We start from the raw sequence: 19,557 nt of genomic DNA, 5'->3' as shown, positions 1-19,557 counted from the left end.
TAAGATATGGAAACAGAGATAAGATAGAATCTTATCTCTGTTTTGTTTAAAAACGATATTTTTTTGCCATCGGTTCCATACATGTATTTAATATCCAACTTAAGATTTTCCAGACCTTTTGTTGTTTATGTGGCAAATGTGCATTATATATATAGCTGTATTCAATCTGCTGTTTTGCACCGCGATTTCGTTTGAATTCCCCAGCTCCAGCACTGCAATGACAAATTAAATTTTTTTCGATAGAATCCATTGTAATAAGGAGCGAAAGAATACGATATAAGCCTTGCTGTTGGTCGGAGCTTGTATCATAGCCAAGTATAGGAGTTGTCATAACTCCATCTCTAATAAAATAAGCAATGACACCATCAATTGTATCTCCTTTTTTAATGACTTTTATTTCAAATAAATGATGCTGAAGTGCATTCCATAAATAAGCTGGTGTAAACATTGGATTATGGACGGAATACTTTTCAATATATAGTTGATTGTACAACTTGGAAATTTGTACAATGTCCTCTTTTGTTAATCCCTCATTCGTAATTATTTCATAATTGCTTTTTTTTAATAAATTTTTATCGTTTAATAAGTCTTTTCGTTCTTTTCGGTTCATTTTCTTATAGTGTTTCGGATCAAATAAGTATATGGAACGAGACATAATTTTATTGTAACCTACTGTAGATAATGCTTGTGTAATTGTAGGGTATAATTCGTTATTTAAAGAACGGAATAGAATTGTATGCTCTGGAAATTTCTCAACAAGCAAATTTGTAATCTGTTCGATTTGTTGTTTATTGACAGAATGATAAAGGTTTGTAGATAGCATCCAATTATTTACTACAATTACCTTATTAATATTCGTTCGCCTTAACCAGCTTCCGATAAAATGAATCGGATAGGTTAGTAACTTCTCTAACCACGGTTTTTTTAATTCCCATAACTCTTCTAGTGCATAGGATATGTAATGGGTATAAGGAGAACATACATAAGAGTTTTCAAATTCCTCGTTATTAACAGTAACTGGCAAGATAAGATCATCAATTTCTAATAGAAATAGCTGAGTGTTAACATTTTCAATAAATGCTGTAAGGTCATTTTGTAAGAGGGGCAGGAAGCTGTCTCTTACATATGCTCCATCTTTTTTTGTGGTCCATTCAATGCTGTGTAAGGAATGAACATCATGTAACTTAATCATACATGCTCACCATGCTTTATAAGGCTCTCTATTCTTTTTAATTTTTTATCACATAGTTCAATATCATAATGCGAAAAGAAAAAGTGTGGTACAATACAATTTTTTGTGCTCCATAGTGTGTTTAATTCTCGTATCACATTTGATTTACATGATTTGAAATGTTCAGGTGGTATTTTAAGTTGAATTTCAATTTCCTCTGTGCTGTGCTGAATCACTTTAAATTCTTGAATTTCATTGGATGCAAACATAATTGCTCTTCGAATGAAGTCAGGAAAAATAGATACTTCACTCTTATCCAATTCATTTATCCCAATAAATATATCATCACATCGACCATCAATTCGTTCTAAGGCTAAGAAGGGAGAACCACAGGTGCACGCTGTTTTTTTCTCAATTAATATGTCATTGAGACGATAGCGGATTATAGGCTGTGTTTTCCTCATGAAATCAGTAATAATGGGAACGAATATCCCTTTTTCCTGATCTAAGTATTCTTTTTCAATATGAACGAGATCTTCATTGATATGTAATGTACCATGTTTACATGTTGTAGCAAGAAATCCTTCTGTGCATTGGTAAATTTGGTGTACTGTCTGGTGAAAAATTGTACTGATAAACTCTCTATCAATATCTTCAAGTACTTCTGCAACAGAAATAATTTTCTTTGGACAAATCGTAATAAGCCCTTCTTCTTTCCAATGTGCGATTTTTCGCAACATTGAAGGGGGAGCAACTAAAATAGATGGATTTACTTCATTTAGTCGAGTGATATGTTGTTGAAAGGAATCTAGTAGATCGAAAAAATGAAATGAAATGCGTTTGTTCTTTGTCGTTTCATATAAATTGCTGTTCGCTCGTAAGAAAAAGGCAATTGTATGTTTATGTAGAATGCTAGAAGGAAGCACTTTGCTGATAATAGAACCAGCCCACATCATTTGTTCCTCTTCAGAAACGAGAAAGATTCCGCGATTTCCGCTAGTGCCAGATGATAGTCCAACAGTTATATTACGGATTGTTGGAGAGAAATTTCGGGTCTTTTCCGCTTCAAATGCTATATGAAAGGCCTCTTCCTTTGAAATATCAACTGTATTTAATGTGTCAAAGTGCGCCATCATTACTTTTTTGTCAATGATGGGAAGTACAGTTAAATTCCCCTTGTGGATTTCTTTTAAAAAAGGGGTATATAACTGGCGATAGAACGGAGACGTTTCTATCGTAAACAAAAGTTGTTTTGTTATTTTTTGCTGATGAAACTGTTCCAATTGCTGGCGATTTGAAAAACGTAAGTAATATTTTGTTTTCAAATATTGCTTTAGAATCTGTAATTTATTCATAGTGTACTCCTGTTTTAATTTTGTCCCATGTGTACTCACAGTGAGTTGGAAGAATTTCAATTTCTGGTGATATTCGCGATAAATGATGTAACTTTTCGATGTTTCGACGATAAGATTTCGTATCTCCAGTTAAAAAATTGGCAACCTTACTTGGAAATACAAGATTCTTATAAGTTTTACTTAGCCACACTGCATCTGCACAAAGAAAAACAATTTTATTACTATGTAAATGGACGAAGACACCAAATTGTCCAATTGCATGTCCTGTTAAATCAACAGCGAGTAATGAGCCATCACCAAATACATCATAGCCCTCTTCAAACTTTCCATATGTAGGGGGTAGGGTAAGTAATGTGGTTTGGTCAATGAATGTCATTCGTTGTTCTAAATCAATTGGTAGCGTATCTTTTAAGCAACCTTTTAATAGAGAACCAAATTTACTTCTTTTTTTTATATCCTCATAAGCTTTCGCGAAAGTTAGTATTTTTGCTTTCGGAAAGTCTGGTAGCCCTGCTGTATGATCACCATGAAAATGAGAAAGAATGATATATTTAATTTCTTCTGGCCGTATGCCATCAAGAATCAGTTGCTGTTTAATAGATTGCTCCTCTGTAAAATGAACAGGGGTAAGTTTAGCATATACAGAGTAAGGAAATTTTTTGGTTGCTTCTTTAAAGTGCTCGGCATATCCAGTATCAAACAAAATATATCCTAAGCTTGGATGTTGGAGTAATCCTACTGTAGCTGGAAAACGTATTTGTTTCCAACTCCCCTTGGAATATGCAATTTTTTCGGGATGTGTGCAATATCCTGTATCATATAGCTTTAAAAAATTGATTTTCATTGTATTTTCCACCATTCTACAAAGTTTGTGATTCCTTCTTCTATGCTGATGTTTGGAGCATAGCCTAGTTCTTTTTTAGCTTTATCAATACTTAAAGTCTGGCTTTTTGAAAGCACACTGACTGTATATTTTGTGAGAATAGGTTCTTTCCCGAATAAAATAGTTTTTGAAATGCCCTCTAGTATAGCAGCAATTGTAAAAGCAGCTTTGTAGGAAATTTTTTTATATTGTACCTCCTTTCCAAGGCGCTTCATTACATTCTCAATTACTTCATATAAATTTACACGTTCGCCATTTGTTATATTGTATTTTTGTCCTAATGTATGCTTAGGCGAATGCATACAAAGAAGTAAGGCATCTACGACATTATCGATATATGTAATATCGACAAGTACATCCTCTGTACCAATTCTCGGTAGGGCGCCTTTTTCACATACTTTAATAAGGCGTGGAAGAATGGCGTTATCTCCTGGGCCAAATAAAGCACGTGGGCGTATCGTGATGACCGGTAACCCATGTTCAAACGCTTGATCAACAGCTTGCTCGGCCATGTATTTTGTTTTCGCATAATGGTTTACAAGTGTATTAGGAAGTTTCGCATTCTCTGCTACATCTTGTCGTTCATCATAATAGAAATAAATACTCGGTGTTGATACATGAATGAGGCGCTTTACATCAGACTTTAGACTTCCTTCGATAATATGCTTTGTTCCTAATACATTTGCATTGTAAAAATCTTTATATTTGCCCCAAGGAGAAGAAAGGGCACCGCTATGAAAGATATAGTCTTTATTCTTACAAACTTGTAGAACACTATGCCTGTCTTCCAGGGGACAGTGTACAAACTCAATTCCATTTTGCTCTAATAATTTGCCAATTGTTTTATTTCTTCCGATTGCTGTTACTTCATAGCCCATACTGGCTAATCGAAAAGCGAGTTTTTGTCCTAGAAAACCAGTTCCTCCAGTTACCAGCATTTTCATAACTTTTCACCGTCCCATGATATGTCATATGTTGTTTGCTCCAAAATAGTTCGACCATGTTTATTGCTTTCAAGCCATAGTTTATACATGCTATAGAACTGATAAAAAAATGGTTTCCTATCAGAGCGACTATAAATGATATCTGGATAGGAACATAGGACTTTCCACCATCGTTTACGTGTTTGTTTGTTTTTTAAGTAAGGAGGTCCATATAAAAACATTGCTAATCGAATTGCACATTGGGAATCTGGCTTTGGAATTAGCATATTGTTCACTTTTTTATCAAAAAAGGCGGATAATATTTCTTCATCGAATAAATGTAATCCACTTGTGGTACGAGGATTACACTCAATCGGAATAGCATCTCCATCCTCTGTAATTATAAAATCAAAGGCAATTTGCCCAGAGAAATTTAGCTCTTTTACAATATGTTCAACAAATTGGTCAATTTTTGGATGATTAATATGCTTGAAAGCAATAGTAGCGCCTAAACCAGCCGTGAACTCCGTTTTGTAGACAGAGTGAACTAATACTTTTCCAGCATGTACAACACTATAGGAGCAATGTTGAACTCCTTTTATAAACTCTTGAATGATATGATTTTGCTTGCCCATCGTGATGCCTGCTGCAACATCTTCTTTTGTAATAAACAGTACTTTATCGGAAAAACGAGAAAAAATAGGTTTTAGTACAAAATAAGTGACAGGCAATGTTTGCTGAAGCATTAGCTGAACGGCTTGTTCATTATTTGTTTTATATGTTGCAGGAACTTGCCAACCTAATTTCGTGACTAACTGAATAAACTCCCATTTATTATGGAGTAAGGAAAGTTTGTGAAACTCGTCTACTAATACATGACAAAATTGGCTTAACTCCTGTTTATGTCTAGATATATAAAATACTTCTTCACAAGTAGGAATAAGTAAATCTACATTATGATTTTGAATAATTGATTGTAGTGCATAGATACTTTCATATGTGTTCCATTTTGGAGAAGGAATTTCATAAAAATAATCAGTACTCGTTGAAACTTTACTTAATGGATAAGGGATACTATCTGTCATAATGACGGTATGTCCACTTTTCTTGAACAGTCTGCCTAAATGTAATGCTGCTGGTGCGCGTGCCCCTGTGATTAGTACTGTTTTCTTAGTACTCAAGAAGAATGCCTCCGATAGAAAGTCCCGCAGAAGTACCTAATAACAATATTTTATTCCCGCGTTGCACTTTCTTTTGTTTAATGGCTTCGAAAAGAGCGACTGGAATAGATGCAGAAATCATATTCCCATAGTCTTCAAAAATAGTCATAAAGCGATCCTCATCGACACCCAATTTTTTACGAATCAGCTTCATAGCTGGCCCGCTTGCTTGGTGAGGGATAATTAAATCAATATCATCTAGGGAATAACCAGTATGCATAAGCAGTTTCTCGATAAAACCTAACATATATTTAGCGGACAATTTGAAAATTGCTCTGCCATTCATATCAAACAAGAAGTCTTCTTTTCGTTCTTCGCTATATTCTCTAGGGTGAATCATTGTTCCGCCACCGCGAATTTCTGATAGGTGCGCACCAGAGCTGTACGTTTCCATATGGGAAGCTATAATAGAAGAAGTTTGATCGCTTTTTGTTACAACAATAGCGGCTGCGCCATCCCCGAATAAAATGCTGCTTTCGTTTTGTCCCCAATTTAATCCTACAGAAGAAATTTCAGAAGAAATGATGACAGTATTTTTGTATCTCCCACATTCAATTGCATAAGAAATTGTATCAAGCGCTGTTACGAAACTTAAACATGTGGAGTTGATATCAAAACATGGAATACCAGAATGCTGTAGTCCAAGTTGTTCCTGAATTAGTGAAGCAGTAGAAGGAATTGCCTGCTGAATTGTTCCGCTTCCGCAGATGATACAATCGATATCTTCCCATGTTAGATTAGCATCTGCTACAGCTTTTTTGGCAGCTTCGGCTCCCATATAAGAAGATGTTTCATCGTCAACAAAGTATCGTGTTTTCACCCCGGCCTTTTTTAATGTCCAGCCTTCTGGGACACCTAACATACGATCTATTTCAAAAGAATTTACTTTTCTTTTTGGAAAATATGTACCAATTCCTTTTATTTTAATATATCTTTTCATTCTATATCGCCTCTTAATCTTTTTATAAATTTATAAAATTCTATCATATATATATATTATTATAGATAAAATATGGAAAAAAGTTTTTTTTGAAATTTAGTATTTTTATGTTAATTTGTGGCGTTGTAAGAAAAGGCAGTACGAAATGTATCCTGTTGCAAGTGATGTGATGAATATTGTAAAAAAACTATTAACATGTGATTAACATCTTATTAACAAATCATCAAAACTGACTTAATAAATAAGTAATATAGTAAAGATAACAACGTAACTAGGGTAGAAAACATTTGAGAACACCCGCTTACATATAACAATCCATTTATATTTCTTACATTTACTCTAGTTTATAGCGTTTTAAATGAGAAGAAGATTGTTCTATGTAGGTTGTTTTTGTTTATTCATCTATAAGTATATTTAAATTATATAAAAATCAATGTTTATGGAACCTTTTCCTTATGAATCTACTTGTAGAGAAGTTGTTTTTTAGATGTATTTAAGCCAAAAAAAGGGGTGGGGATTGCAGTTAAAGCGGATTTCACTAAGCTGCTGTGAAGTATGGTTATAAGAACAAAAAAGGAGTGCAAACTGATGATTGAATTAAGAGATGTATCAAAAGTTTATAAAGATTCAAAGGAAATAGCAGTTGAAAATGTTTCGGTGCAGATTCAAAAAGGTGAATTTTTTGTTCTAGTTGGCCCTTCTGGATGTGGAAAAAGTACATTACTGCGAATGATTGCAGGTTTAGAAGAAATTACTTCTGGGGCGTTACTTATTAATGAAAATGTTGCGAATGATTTAGAACCGAAAAATAGAAATTTATCAATGGTATTTCAAAATTATGCTTTATATCCACATTTGACGGTAGAAGAAAATATTTTATTCGGATTGAAAATACGGAAAATTCCGAAAGAGGAACGGCGAAAACGACTAGTAGAGGCAGTAGAAATGGTAGGGCTTACGGAGTATACAAAATCAAAACCAGGGCAATTATCAGGTGGACAAAGGCAACGTGTGGCGCTTGCGCGAGCAATTGTAAGTCAAGCACCAATTTGTTTAATGGATGAACCACTTTCTAACTTGGATGCAAAGTTGCGTGCACAAATGCGTATTGAAATTAGAGAGATTCAGCAGCGATTAGGTATTACGATGATTTATGTGACCCATGATCAAATTGAAGCGATGACGATGGGAGATCGTATTATGGTGTTAAACAAAGGGAGTATACAACAGGTAGGCACACCGCTTGATATATATAACTATCCTGCAAATGAATTTGTCGCTGGCTTTATCGGTTCACCATCCATGAATATTGGTGATGGAATCGTAGATAAAGGAATGGGGAGCTTACATATCGATGGGTTACAAATTCCACTGTCTTTTGGGCAATTCCAACAGTTTCCAGAACAGAAAGTACGCTTAGGGATTCGTCCCGAGCACATTGTACTAGCTGAAGATGGTCAAGAAGTCACACTACAATCTGTAGAAGTATTAGGAAATGAAACAATCTTAAATTTTGTAGTAAATGAAAAAACATGGAGTGCAAAAGTAATTGGACAACTTATTTTGAAAAAAGGTAATAAAGTCAAATTACAGTTTCCGGTAGAAAAACTATGTTTCTTTCATAACGATACAAACGAAAGGATTCGATTGGTTGCCGATGAAGAGTTGAAGGCGGTGGCAAAGTGATGATTGAGATAGAAAACTTACCTGTTCAAACAGAAGTTTCAAGAAAGAGGACGTTATGGAGCCGCACGAAAGATTTACGTACAGGATTGTTATTTTTAGCACCTTCCATAGTCTTATTTGCAATCTTTTTGTTTTATCCATTGTTTCGCACTATCTATTATAGTTTTTATTTAACAGATGTTCATGGTGAGGCAAACCTGTTCGTAGGACTTGAAAACTATCAATATTTATTGTCTGATCCAACTTTTTATAAAAGCCTAAAGTCTACTTTACTCTTTGTATTGTATACAGTCCCAACTAGTATTGTGTTGGCTTTGTTCCTTGCATTAATTGCAAACGAAAAAATAAAAGGAATAGGGTTGTTTCGAGTTTTATTCTCTTCAACAATGGGAATTTCAGTAGCAGCTAGCGCAGTAATTTGGTTATTTTTATTCCATCCAAGTGTCGGTTTATTCAATAATATACTCGGCTCGATGAATCTTCCTGCAATTGCATGGCTAACAAGTCCGGACTGGGCATTATTTTCTGTATCAGTTACAACTGTGTGGGTAAATACAGGTTTTACATTTTTAGTTATATTGGGTGGTTTGCAAAATATTGATCCGACTTTGTATGAGAGTGCATCTATTGACGGTGCTAGTTATTTACATAAACTTCGACGCGTTACATTACCAATGCTATCGCCTACATTGTTTTTTATTATAACTGTTACTTTAATTAGTGCATTTCAAAGCTTTGGACAGATCGATATTTTAACGCACGGTGGACCGAATGATGCAACAAACTTAATTGTGTACTCTATCTATAAGGAGGCTTTTGCAAATCATCAATTTGGCACAGCGAGTGCACAGGCAATGATATTGTTTATTTTTATTTTCATTGCTACATTACTTCAATTTAAGTTTGCGGAGAGAAAGGTGCATTATAAATGATTGCTAAAAGATGGAAACAATATATTCTGTTATATACTTTGCTTACTATTAGCGCAGTGATCGTCTTTTTTCCAGTTCTATACGCATTTTTGTTAGGGTTTATGACGCCGGAAGATATTCAAATGAGAAGGATGCTTCCGACACAATTTACATTCGATAATTTTATACATATCTTTCAGAAAGTGCCGCTGTTTTCTTATTTATACAATAGTTTTATAGTTTCAACAGGGGTAATGGTCGGACAGCTTGTTGTATCAAGCTTAGCCGCTTATGCATTTGTATTTTTAAACTTTAAAGGACGAAATCTTATTTTCTTTCTGTTTATTTCAACAATGCTTATTCCGTGGGAAGCAACGATGGTACCCAACTTTTTAACGGTACAACAATTTGGATGGATCAATACGTTTACTGGAATGACAATACCGTTCTTTGCAACTGCTTTTGGTATTTTTTTATTACGCCAGCATTTTATGACACTTCCAAATGAATTGAAAGAAGCTGCTTTTATCGAGGGGATTGGCCATGTGAAGTTTTTATTCCGAGTAGTCATTCCATATTGTAAAACAAGCTTTATTACGCTTGGTATATATAGCTTTTTAACAACATGGAATATGTACTTATGGCCGCTTCTAGTTACGAATGATGAGAAAATTCGAACCGTGCAAATTGGAGTGAAACAACTTCAATCTCAGGAAGTTGCGACAGATTGGGGGAGTGTGATGGCTGGAGTTACAGCCATTGTTATTCCAACTTTAATTTTATTGTTTTTAGGTCAGAAGCAGTTACAACAAGGTTTAACAAAAGGGGCAATTAAGTAATCATACATGTGAAAGGGTGGGAGTAAGATGAGATTTTGGAAAAAAGGTGCTGCTATTATAATGGCAGCGACAATGGCATTATCGACTGCAGCGTGTTCAAGTAGTAAAACAGAGGGGAAATCTGAAGCGAAGGAAAAGATAGCTCCCGTAGAGAAAAGTGGAGACAAAACAGTCATTCGCTTTTGGCATGCAATGGGTGGAAAAACGCAAGGTGTACTAGATGGAATTGTTGCAGACTATAATAAGTCACAAAATAAATATGAGGTGAAGGCTGAATTTCAAGGTTCCTATGAAGAATCTTTAACGAAGTTTAAAAATATAACAGCGTCAAAGGAATCACCAGCTCTCGTTCAATCTAGCGAAATTACAACGAAATATATGATTGATAGTAAAAAAATTACACCGATTGATAGTTGGATTAAAAAAGATAAATATGATACATCGAAGTTAGAAAAATCGATTACGAATTATTATTCAATTGATGGGAAAATGTATTCCATGCCATTTAATTCATCTACACCGGTATTAATTTATAATAAAGATGCCTTTACGAAAGCGGGACTCGATCCAGAAAAAGCACCGAAAACATACACTGAATTAAAAGAAGCAGCAAAAAAATTAACTGTTAAGGAAGGCGAAAGCGTAAGACAGTACGGTTTTTCAATGTTAAATTACGGATGGTTCTTTGAAGAGCTCTTGGCAACACAAGGTGGGCTATATGTTGATAAGGAAAATGGACGTAAAGATGCGGCAACAAAAGCTGTATTTAATGGAAAAGAAGGACAGAAAGTATTTGATTTATTAGATGAACTGAATAAAGCTGGTACATTAGGAAAGTATGGGGCAAGTTGGGATGATGTTCGTGCCGCATTCCAATCCGGGCAGGTTGCGATGTATTTAGATTCTTCAGCAGGTGTTCGTAATGTAATTGATGCATCTAAATTTAATGTGGGAGTGGCAGATATCCCATATCCAGAAGATGTGAAACAAAATGGAGTTGTGATTGGTGGTGCATCACTATGGATGACAAATATGGTTGCAGAAGAAACACAAAAAGGTGCTTGGGACTTTATGAAATACTTAACAAAAGCAGATGTGCAGGCAAAGTGGCATACAGAAACAGGCTATTTCTCTATTAATCCAGACGCATATAATGAACCTTTAGTAAAACAACAATATGAAAAATATCCACAGTTAAAAGTAACAGTAGAACAGTTACAAGCAACAAAACCATCTGTTGCAACACAAGGTGCACTTATTAGTGTATTCCCTGAATCTCGCGATGCGGTTGTAAAAGCGCTAGAAGCAATGTATGACGGGAAAAATAGTAAAGAAGCGTTGGATGAAGCAGCAAAAACAACGGATCGTGCAATTAGTATTTCGAATCGTACAAGTCAAAAATAAAAGAAAGCCATATCTGTAAAAAAGGATACGACTTTCCTATTAGGGAGATAAGGGACCAAAAGAATGATGAAACCTTATCTCTCTTTAGGTCATTATATATGGCATAGTAGTTTTCCTCGTTTCTTTATTTGTTTAACTCTATCGCAACTTGTTTTCCGTTTATGAAAACCTCTACCACCGCTACTACAACTTCAATCACTTTTTTCATCTCTCATCTCTCCTTGTTTGTATCGTATTTCTTACTTTAATTATAGTGAAGTATGAGCTTTATAACTATCGAATTGAGTGACAAGAGACTTACAATCTTGTAAGAGAAATTTGGTAGGTTTGTAAGGAGAGCGCTATTTGAGGACTAATAATCAGTGGATAATAAAGCCCCCCCATTGATTTATTTTTTGAATGAGGTTTCGGAATATAAGTCAGAAGATTCAGATATGATAAGTTATAATATGGAGTAAGTTACTCTAGAAAGAAGGGGAATATATGCAGAGGTTTCTTGTAATAAGTGATATTCATGGAGAAATAGAGAAATTTGAAAAATTGTTAGTAGAAGCACAATATAATGCAAAACAAGATCAGTTAATTTTACTAGGAGATTACGTTGATCGAGGACCGAATGCAAAGGCTGTAATTGAAAAAGTGATGGAATTGAAAGAAGAAGGAGCTTTTGTTTTAAAAGGAAATCACGAAGATATGATGATTAAAGCATTAACAACCGATGAAGAGCAATTATGGGATCATTGGGTGAAGAGAAATGGTGGGAATAAAACGTTATATAGCTATAACTTTTCAGAGAATGATATTGCTACAGATGAAGAAGAGTTTAAGAAACCTAATTTGAAATCTGAGATACTAGAGAAACATTTGCAATTTATCCAAAAACTAGAACATTATATCGAAACAGAACAGTATATATTTGTTCATGCTGGTGTAGAACCAACAAAACCAGTTTCTGAATCCGAGCCATACACGTTAATGTGGATACGGAATGAGTTTCATAGTGGATATAATGGTGAAAAGACCGTTGTATTTGGACATACAGAAACCAAGACACTTCATGGTGATGATAATTGTGATGTATATTTTGGGAATAACCGAATTATCGGAATTGATGGCGGGGCAGTATATGGAGGCCAGCTAAATTGTTTAGAGTTACCAAGCCAAATTGTATATGCAGTAAAAGAATAATATAAAAAGAGATAAGGGATCAAAGTAAAGACCAAACCTTATCTCTTTTTACGTGCTTATATAATTTATAAAACCATCACGGAGATTCATTATCGATTTAACTCTATTATAACTTGTTTCCCATTTACAAAAACCTCTACTACTGCCACTACAACTTCAATCATTTTTTTCATCTCTTATCTCTCCTTTGTTTGTTTTCTTATTTCTTATTTCTTACTTTAAGTATAATAGGCAGTAAGTTTCGTAACTATCGAATTAGGTGACGAGAGGATTACATTGTTGTAAGATACAAATCTTCTGTTTTTAAAACTCCTTTTTTAAGGGAAAGTTAAGGAAGGGATTTCATAATAACCTTCATATACAGAAAAACGGATGATAAAGTGAGAGAAAGAATGCTTTATATTATGACAAGCTTGCAGAGACAATGATATATAATTATTTTAATTACATATGATTTAGCGGTAACGGAGTGAGCGAGTTTTTTATGCTGTTCATAAAAGTCTGATTGGTGATGGCAGTTTCATTCTGTAAGTGAATAGAAAGAGATCTTATGTTAGATGAAAGGTGAGAAAGTGATATGCGCTTGTTAGTTGTAGAAGATAATGCACCTTTATTAGAATCAATTACACAAATTTTACGTGATGAGTTTGAAGTTGATACAGCAATGAATGGGGAAGATGGCTTATTTTTGGCATTGCAAAATATTTATGATGTAATACTTCTTGATGTGATGTTACCAGCGATCGATGGTTTTGAGGTAATTCAAAGAATACGAAATGAAAAAATTGAAACACCTGTCTTATTTTTGACTGCTAAAGATTCTTTAGAAGACCGTGTGAAAGGGTTAGATTTTGGTGGAGATGATTATTTAATAAAGCCATTTCAAGCTCCAGAATTGAAAGCAAGAATTCGAGCTTTATTACGAAGAAGTGGTAATTTAACAACAAAGCAAACCATTACCTACCGTGGAATCGAGTTGTTTGGAAAGGACAAAGATATTCACGTAGATGGAGAAGTAATGAAATTAACATTAAAGCAATATGAACTTTTAGAGTACCTGATTCAAAATAGTGGAAAGATTTTAATGCGTGAACAAATCTTTGATCGCGTTTGGGGATTTGATTCAGATACTACGGTAGCGATTGTTGAAGTGTATGTTCATCATTTACGAAAAAAATTGGAGCCATTTGGTTATCAAAAAGATATTCAAACCGTTCGCGGGATTGGATATATGTTAAAAGAACAATGAAGAGGAGAAGTATGTTTCAAAAAACACGCATTCGCCTTACAATTTTAAATTCATTAGTGTTTATTATATTAATTGGGATATTGGGAAGCGTTATTTATTCGTATACACACGACCGAATTTATAAAGGAATAGATGACTCTATAAGGAATTTTATTGTTAAGCAGACAAAAAATAATCGGGCACTGCAAAAACAGTTTGGCTTAAATAAAGATTTACGTATTGGAGATTCGAGGATTCTTGTATTGAAATGGGACGAAAAGAATCAGTTGATAGATATGGAGCCGAAATTTCGAGGGCCTAATTTTTGGGAAGATAATCAATCTAAGTTATTTCCAAAAAAACTTGGAGATTTTCATGATATAGAAGTAGAAAGAAAAAGTTTTCGAACATGGGCGTTTCAAATGAATTTGTTATCTGGAGAAAAAGTGACATTTCAAATATTACGTGAAACAACTGCTGAAAAAGAAATGCTCCACACACTATTACTAATTATCATCATTGGATGTAGCATTGGAAGTGTATGTGCAATTGGGATGGGATTTTTCTTAGCTGGAAGAGCTCTTATACCAATTCGTAATTCTTGGGAAAAGCAGCAACAATTTGTTTCCGATGCCTCTCATGAATTAAGAACACCGCTAGCGGTCATTCAATCAAAAACAGATGTACTATTTCAGTCTCCTTCCGCCACGATAGAGGAAAAGGCAATTGATATTTCTACAATTTCAAAGGAGTGTAGAAGGTTATCAAAGCTAGTTGCTAATTTATTATTGTTAGCTCGTTCAGATTCGAATCAAATTGAAATGGATAAAAAGGAATTTGCACTAGATGCATTATTAATAGAAGTAGTAGATCCTTATACAGAGATTGCTGCGTATCAAGAGAAAAAGATGACATTGGAAATCGAATCTAAAGTATCTTTTACTGGTGATAGAGAAAGAATTCATCAAATGGTTGTAATTTTATTAGACAATGCGATGAAATATACTGATGTTGGTGGGACGATTCAAGTAGCATGTATGCAAACAAGTAGTTCAATTATGATTCAGGTAAAAGACAATGGAATTGGAATAAAAGAAGAAGATATTCCAAAGTTATTTGATCGTTTTTATCAAGGAGATAAAGCGAGAACGAAATCAGAAGGAGCTGGCTTAGGTCTTTCAATTGCTAGTTGGATTGTAGAAAAACATTATGGAAAAATAAAAGTAGAGAGCAAAATGAATGAAGGTACTTGTTTTGAAGTGATTTTACCTAAAAATCAACGAATATAAAGAAATTAGAGACGATCTTGTTTTACAAGGTCGTCTTTTTTTTAAGGGAAAGTTAAGAAATGTTTTTCATAATAGAGTTTACAGAGAATAAGAAGGAAAAAAGAGAAAAAGTAATGACTTTGTATTCTTTTTGCGGATAGATAGTTATATTCATGGGTGATTTTAATACGAGCCGAACTGAACGTATCTTTTTCGATAATATGGAAAAATGGAAGGCGGATTGTATGAGAAACATAAAGGAGGAGAAGCAATTTGAAAAAGAAAAAGGTAGCATCATTATTTGTTATTGGAATAATGAGTTTAAGCGTAATGGGAGGGGCGTCTGCTTCTACAATGTCAAAAGGCAAAACTAACTTTTCGCAGTGTAGTAATGAACAACTGAATAACGGAGAAATGCATGTGGCCTATACAGAGGAGAAGGCGCAAAAACTAGGAATTGAAACGGATGGAAAAGAGCAACTTATGTTAGAAAAGGAGATTCATGAAACAGAAGTTGATCGAGAAGCGGCACAATTAGGAATCTCTACTGAGGGAAAAGATGTAGGGGTTCTTTCAGAAGAAATCTATGAAACAAAAATAAAACAGGAAGCAAAAAAATTAGGAATACCGATCGAAAATACATCCATTGTCGATTTAATCAATCAAATTAATACAATCAAAATAAGTGATGAAGCAGATAAATTCGGTATTTCAAAAGAAGGAAAAAAAATAGATGAAGTTGCTGAAGAGGTTTATGGAACAAAGGTAAAAGAAGAAGCGGAAAATCTTGGGATTTCTCAAAAAGGGAAAGGTATAGAGGAGTTAGCGCAAGAAGTATATGAGGGGAAAATTCAAGCCGAAGCAAAAATACTTCATATTGATTTATATGGTAAAGATATTTACCAAGTGCTAAAAGAAATCAATGAGCAGAAAGTAATACAAATTGCAGACGAGCTTGGTATAGATCGTACAAATACAAATATCGAGCAGTTAAAAGAGAAAATAAAAGAAGAACAGCCTGAAAAGGGAAAGGAACTTGTCTTTTTACCTATGGTTCAAACAGATGCGGATGCATTTTATTCGTATTTAACGAATTAAAAAGGGCGTGAAGATAGAAGGATGATACGAAAGTGGAAGATGTATATATGTGTAATTGTATTAGGAATATTTATCTGTAGTGTATATATGAAAAGAAGTGACATAATTCCTGTTACTAAACATGTAGAGAGTGTAAAGAGAATCGTCTCAAACCAATTTAATCAAAAGAAAAGGGAACTAGTGAATATGGATGAAGAAAAAGTAGTACTACAAAATGTACCCTTTATTCAGCAGTTACCAGAGCTAGACAGAGGTTGCGAAGTAACAAGCTTAGCTATGATGTTACAGTACGCAGGTATTTCTGTAGATAAGCTAACACTAGCAGATGAAATACAGAAAGTTTCCTTTTCAAATGATGGTGTACGCGGTAATCCACATGAGGGGTTTGTAGGGAATATTTATACTTTTTCTGAATCAGGATATGGCGTGTATCATGAACCATTGTTTCAGTTAGCAAACAAATATTTACCGAATCGCGCTGTTGATTTGACAGGTGAGAACATAGATGAAATTTATAAAACTGTAAAAGAAGGCGCACCAGTTGTGATGATTACAAATGCAACGTATGCACCTTTAGATGAAGATGAATTTGATATATGGAAAACGGATGCAGGTAATGTTTCTATTACATATAATGAACATTGCGTTCTTCTTGTTGGCTACGATGAAGAATCGGTGTATATACATGACCCGCTTAGTGACACGAAAAGTGTAAGTGTTCCGCGTGAAGACTTTGAACAGGCATGGGTACAAATGGGGAGTCAGGCAATTAGCTATATGGAACAACATGAATAGATTCAAGAAAAAATAAGAGGAGTTCAGCATATTTATTATACTGAACTCCTCTTTATTATTTATCTTTCATTTCTTTTTGTTTGGTATTTCATTTTATACGTTCAGTATAAGGGAAAGATGGAGATGCAACGATCGAAGGAGAAGACATGAGAATTCCGTTGTTGTAAGAATAAAAAGTGGATAGAAACTATTGTGAGAGAATGAATTAAGGTAGATGTCCTTATTTAATGAAAATGAAATGGTTGTATTTATAAAAAAGAATAAGTAAGATAGATTTCACGTGTAATAAAGAAGGAATAAGGGAGACAATAAAGGGATGAGGAAAAGAAAAAAGTTGTTAAGTTTATGGAAGACAATTACATTACTAGTGTGTATTGTTATTTTACTTTCTTTACTTGTGACAGATATATTAATTAGTCATAATGTCGAGCGTACGACGGAAGAAAGTCAGGCTGAAAAAGCAAAAACAATCGCGCGTATTGTAGCGAATTCGCCACTTGTCATTGATGCTTTAGTAGGAAGAAAAGATATATCTGAAGTTCAAACGTATACAAATCGTTTATTAAAAAATACAGATGTTCAATTTATTGTAGTCATGGATATGAATGGAATAAGAAAATCTCATCCAAATCCTCAGAAAATCGGTCATCATTTTGTTGGAGGAGATGAGGGGATAGCTTTGAAAGGGAAAGAACATGTATCGATGGCAGAAGGAACGTTAGGAATTTCTATGCGAGTTTTTGTACCGATCTTTTCTGAAGCAAAAGAACAACTTGGGGTTGTCGCTGTCGGAATTTCAGCTGATAATGTGCATGAGAGGGTAAAAGAGAGTAGGCACATTATTTATATTGGTATCAGTGTTGGAATCTTAGTTGGAATTATAGGTGCTATTTTATTAGCTAGACATATTAAGAAAATTTTATTTGATCTTGAACCTAGCGAAATCGCAAAAATTTTAGAAGAACGAAATACGATGTTACAATCTGTTAAAGAAGGAATTATTGCTGTCGATAAAGAGGCGAGAGTTACTTTAATTAATAACGAAGCGAAACGGTTATTTAAGAAGAGTGGTCTCGAAGAAGATTTTATTGGTAAAGATATTGAGAAGTATATGCCTAACTCATGTATAAAAGAAGTGTTACAAACGGGGAAAGCACAATTGTATGAGGAACAAAATCTTTATGGAATTACTATTGTTACAAACAGAGTTCCTTTATATGTTAAAGGAGAAATTGTTGGTGCCATTGCAACATTTCGTGATAAAACAGAGATTAGGCAATTAGCAGAACAATTAACAGATATTCGACTTTATGCAGAAGCGCTCAGGGCACAATCTCATGAGTTTATGAATAAGATGCACGTTGTATTAGGGCTTACACATATGAAGCATTATGGACAATTAGAGACCTATATTAGTAACATGGTCTCGGAGCATCAATATGAAATTGGTGGTGTGATGCAAAAAATAAAAAATCCTGTATTTGCAGGGTTTATGCTTGGTAAACTTAGTTACGCAAGGGAAAAGAATGTCCAACTTATTGTAAGTGAAAATTCTTACTTACCAGAGCCATATGCCGAAAGCATTATTCATGAACTCATTACAATTGTAGGAAATTTAATCGACAATGCATTAGATGCGGTGATGAATTGTGAATATAAGCGAGTAGATATTTCTATTCAATATCAGGATAAATTGATTATTACAGTGAAAGATACAGGATTTGGAATCCCGAAAGAAGAAATTGAAAAAGTATTTGCCAAAGGGTATTCCACAAAAGGAACAAATCGAGGATATGGCTTATATCTTGTAAATGATAGTTTAAAGCGGATAAATGGAAGCATACATGTCAATTCATTGTTAGGAAAAGGAACGACAATAACCATTGAAATACCATACAAAAGTAGGGATGAGATAGGAACATGATCAAAGTTTTGATTGTAGAAGATGATCCAATGGTAGCGATGTTAAATAAGCATTATTTAGAGCAAGTAGGAGGATTTGAACTTGTTCATATAGCTAATTCTGTGAAAGAAGCAGTAGAGATATTAAAAAAGTCGGCTATAGATTTCGTATTGCTCGATATTTTTATGCCTGGTGATACAGGGTTTGACTTGTTAATGCATATTAGGAATCAAGAAAAAGAAATTGATGTAATTATGATTTCAGCTGTGCATGATATGGGAAGTATAAAAAAAGCGCTTCAATATGGAGTTGTTGATTATTTAATTAAACCATTTACATTTGAAAGGTTTAAGGAAGCATTAACCGCATATCGAGAAAAATTTATATTTATGAAAGAACAGCAAAAAATTAGCCAATCTGAATTAGATACGTTGATTTTACAAAAAGAAAAAGTAGAAATTCATGCAGATAAAGAACTGCCAAAAGGGCTAACAAAGCAAACATTACAGTTGATATGGAAGCAAATAGAAGCGCTTCATGGACAAGCATTTACAACAGATGAAATGGCTCAATTAGTTGGGATTTCAAGGGTGTCTATTCGAAAGTATGTAATGTTTTTAACTGAAATTGGAGTTTTAGAAAATGAAATGGTTTATCAACATGTAGGGAGACCGGTAAGTAAATTACGATGCATCGATGAAAACAAAATACGTTTGTATGTATAAGCGACTTATGTAAGTCGCTT

17 protein-coding genes are annotated in these 19,557 nt (G+C 34.2%); 11 read left to right on the top strand and 6 right to left on the bottom strand.

The annotated features are described in order from the left end of the window. Positions 1-46: 46 nt before the first annotated feature. Genes M014_RS0124025 through M014_RS0124000 form a run of 6 tightly spaced genes read right to left on the bottom strand, consistent with a single transcriptional unit; the run spans position 47 to position 6,492 of the window. Positions 47-1,192, bottom strand: a complete 1,146-nt coding sequence (locus M014_RS0124025) for a hypothetical protein (RefSeq protein ID WP_026593972.1) — start codon at positions 1,190-1,192, stop codon at positions 47-49. Then, positions 1,189-2,526 (bottom strand): F390 synthetase-related protein, encoded by a 1,338-nt coding sequence (locus tag M014_RS0124020; protein WP_026593971.1) that lies wholly within the window; start codon positions 2,524-2,526, stop codon positions 1,189-1,191. The genes M014_RS0124025 and M014_RS0124020 overlap by 4 nt, the downstream gene beginning before the upstream one ends. Then, positions 2,519-3,370 carry an MBL fold metallo-hydrolase gene (locus tag M014_RS0124015; RefSeq protein ID WP_026593970.1) on the bottom strand — a complete coding sequence of 284 codons (852 nt, stop codon included), beginning with the start codon at positions 3,368-3,370 and terminating at the stop codon, positions 2,519-2,521. The genes M014_RS0124020 and M014_RS0124015 overlap by 8 nt, the downstream gene beginning before the upstream one ends. Beyond that, the gene (locus M014_RS0124010; RefSeq protein WP_026593969.1) at positions 3,367-4,353 is read right to left on the bottom strand and encodes an NAD-dependent epimerase/dehydratase family protein; all 987 of its coding nucleotides are present in this window, start codon (positions 4,351-4,353) and stop codon (positions 3,367-3,369) included. Before M014_RS0124010 ends, M014_RS0124015 begins: the two co-directional genes overlap by 4 nt. Next, positions 4,350-5,513, bottom strand: coding sequence for an ATP-grasp domain-containing protein (locus M014_RS0124005; protein WP_026593968.1), 1,164 nt, complete (start codon positions 5,511-5,513; stop codon positions 4,350-4,352). Before M014_RS0124005 ends, M014_RS0124010 begins: the two co-directional genes overlap by 4 nt. Then, positions 5,503-6,492: a beta-ketoacyl-ACP synthase III gene (locus tag M014_RS0124000; protein ID WP_026593967.1), complete on the bottom strand. Its 990-nt coding sequence runs from the start codon at positions 6,490-6,492 to the stop codon at positions 5,503-5,505. The genes M014_RS0124005 and M014_RS0124000 overlap by 11 nt, the downstream gene beginning before the upstream one ends. Positions 6,493-7,080: 588 nt before the next feature. Between M014_RS0124000 and M014_RS0123995 the strand changes: the two genes are divergently transcribed. The 11 genes from M014_RS0123995 to M014_RS0123935 all read left to right on the top strand — a co-directional run bounded on the left by M014_RS0123995 (position 7,081) and on the right by M014_RS0123935 (position 19,537). Beyond that, complete coding sequence (locus M014_RS0123995; RefSeq protein WP_026593966.1) at positions 7,081-8,178, top strand: ABC transporter ATP-binding protein; 1,098 nt, start codon at positions 7,081-7,083, stop codon at positions 8,176-8,178. After that, a complete protein-coding gene (locus tag M014_RS0123990) occupies positions 8,178-9,110 on the top strand; it encodes a carbohydrate ABC transporter permease (protein WP_026593965.1) in 933 nt (310 codons plus the stop codon). The genes M014_RS0123995 and M014_RS0123990 overlap by 1 nt, the downstream gene beginning before the upstream one ends. Next, positions 9,107-9,928, top strand: a complete 822-nt coding sequence (locus tag M014_RS0123985; RefSeq protein ID WP_026593964.1) for a carbohydrate ABC transporter permease — start codon at positions 9,107-9,109, stop codon at positions 9,926-9,928. The genes M014_RS0123990 and M014_RS0123985 overlap by 4 nt, the downstream gene beginning before the upstream one ends. A 27-nt stretch (positions 9,929-9,955) precedes the next feature. After that, positions 9,956-11,332 (top strand): ABC transporter substrate-binding protein, encoded by a 1,377-nt coding sequence (locus tag M014_RS0123980; protein ID WP_026593963.1) that lies wholly within the window; start codon positions 9,956-9,958, stop codon positions 11,330-11,332. A gap of 483 nt (positions 11,333-11,815) precedes the next feature. After that, positions 11,816-12,520, top strand: a complete 705-nt coding sequence (locus tag M014_RS0123970) for a metallophosphoesterase family protein (RefSeq protein ID WP_026593962.1) — start codon at positions 11,816-11,818, stop codon at positions 12,518-12,520. A 577-nt stretch (positions 12,521-13,097) separates the two neighbouring features. Continuing rightward, entirely contained in the window at positions 13,098-13,769 is a 672-nt protein-coding gene (locus tag M014_RS0123960; protein ID WP_026593961.1) for a response regulator transcription factor, read from the top strand. After that, entirely contained in the window at positions 13,766-15,037 is a 1,272-nt protein-coding gene (locus M014_RS0123955; protein ID WP_035415681.1) for a sensor histidine kinase, read from the top strand. Before M014_RS0123960 ends, M014_RS0123955 begins: the two co-directional genes overlap by 4 nt. Positions 15,038-15,331: 294 nt before the next feature. Continuing rightward, positions 15,332-16,114, top strand: coding sequence for a hypothetical protein (locus M014_RS0123950; RefSeq protein ID WP_051588621.1), 783 nt, complete (start codon positions 15,332-15,334; stop codon positions 16,112-16,114). A 21-nt stretch (positions 16,115-16,135) separates the two neighbouring features. After that, positions 16,136-16,909, top strand: coding sequence for a C39 family peptidase (locus tag M014_RS0123945; RefSeq protein ID WP_026593958.1), 774 nt, complete (start codon positions 16,136-16,138; stop codon positions 16,907-16,909). A 316-nt stretch (positions 16,910-17,225) separates the two neighbouring features. Beyond that, complete coding sequence (locus M014_RS0123940) at positions 17,226-18,833, top strand: sensor histidine kinase (RefSeq protein ID WP_026593957.1); 1,608 nt, start codon at positions 17,226-17,228, stop codon at positions 18,831-18,833. After that, on the top strand, positions 18,830-19,537 hold the full coding sequence (locus M014_RS0123935) for a response regulator (protein ID WP_026593956.1): 708 nt from the start codon (positions 18,830-18,832) through the stop codon (positions 19,535-19,537). The genes M014_RS0123940 and M014_RS0123935 overlap by 4 nt, the downstream gene beginning before the upstream one ends. Positions 19,538-19,557: the final 20 nt, after the last annotated feature.

Source organism: Bacillus sp. UNC437CL72CviS29 (assembly GCF_000482345.1).
Lineage (GTDB): Bacteria > Bacillota > Bacilli > Bacillales > Bacillaceae_G > Bacillus_A > Bacillus_A arachidis.
The sequence above is the reverse complement of the archived record's forward strand: the minus strand, read 5'-3'. Positions and strand labels throughout refer to the sequence as shown.